This window comes from Ruegeria sp. CRTD044 (assembly GCF_059613485.1).
This window is the reverse complement of the sequence record NZ_JBXWSP010000013.1, coordinates 1-1,218: the sequence shown is the minus strand read 5'-3', so window position 1 is coordinate 1,218 and position 1,218 is coordinate 1. Positions and strand designations below refer to the sequence as shown.

Below are 1,218 nucleotides of genomic sequence, written 5' to 3'. Positions count from 1 at the left end.
ACTGATCAGCCCCACCCGAGTGGTCCAGTTCGAGTGTTAGTGCATCGCCGGCCTTTGGTCCATCTGGACGATGGTTTCCGGTGCCGGTGGGCGGTAACCCAAGGCGCTGTGTGGTCGTTTCGTGTTGTAGTGCCTCCTCCATTGTTCGATCAGGATCTGCGCCTCGCGCAGACTGTAGAAGATTTCCCCGTTGAGTAGCTCGTCGCGGAACCGAGCGTTGAAGCTTTCGCAATAACCGTTCTCCCAAGGGGAGCCGGGCTCTATGTAGGCGGTCTTGGCGCCGACGGCAGCGATCCAGTCCTGGACGACCTGCGCCACGAACTCGGGGCCATTGTCTGAACGGATGAAGGTCGGCACGCCGTGGAGAATGAACAGGTCACTCAGCGCGTCGATTACATCGGTCGAGTTCAGCTTTCGCTTCACCCGGATCGCCAGGCATTCCCGACTGTGTTCGTCGAGGATGTTCAGCGTCCGGAATGCTTTTCCATCATCGGTCCTGCAATGCACGAAGTCGTAGCTCCAGACGTGGTTGCGGTACTCCGGCCGCAATCGGACGCAGGTGCCGTCATTCAACCAGAGCCGTCCCTTCTTCGGCTGTTTCATTGGCACTTTCAGCCCCTCCCGCCGCCATAGCCGCTCGACGCGCTTGTCGTTGACCTGCCAGCCGGCATCTCTCAGCAAGGCCGCGATCCGGCGATAGCAATAACGCCCGTACTGGCGTGCAAGCTCGATCATGTCCGCCACCAGGCGTTGCTCGTCAGCCCGACCCTTCGGCAGCCTTCGCTGCGTCGAGCGGTGCTGGAGCAGCACCCGGCAGGCCCGACGCTCCGATACCTTCAGCGCGTTGCGCACATGATCGATGCAGGCCCGACGGCGGGCGGGGCTCAGAAGTTTCCCTTTGCGGCCTCAGTCAGGATCAGCTTGTCCAGCGTCAGGTCCGAAACAGCCTTTCTCAGCCGCTCGTTCTCCTTCTGTAGCCGTTTGAGTTCCCTGAGTTGGTCGGTTCCCATCCCACCATACTGCTTGCGCCAGCGATAATAGGTCTGCTCGGTAATGCGCACCTCACGGATCGCATCCACCCGTGCCATCCCCTGGCCGACAAGCACCTCAACCTGCCGCAGCTTCGTGACAATTTCTTCCGGCTTGTGTCTCTTCGTTGCCATTCTGATCCTCCGTTTTCCTAAACATAACGGCGGACCACTTCATTGGGGGAGGATC

Annotated in this window: 1 protein-coding gene; it reads right to left on the bottom strand. The window is 60.2% G+C overall.

The features are described 5' to 3' along the window. Positions 1-36: 36 nt before the first annotated feature. A protein-coding gene (locus tag AC2FNL_RS12060; protein WP_496833795.1) for an IS3 family transposase occupies positions 37-1,163 on the bottom strand; the annotation gives its coding sequence in 2 pieces (ribosomal slippage) (positions 37-899 and positions 899-1,163; 1,128 coding nt in all). Positions 1,164-1,218: the final 55 nt, after the last annotated feature.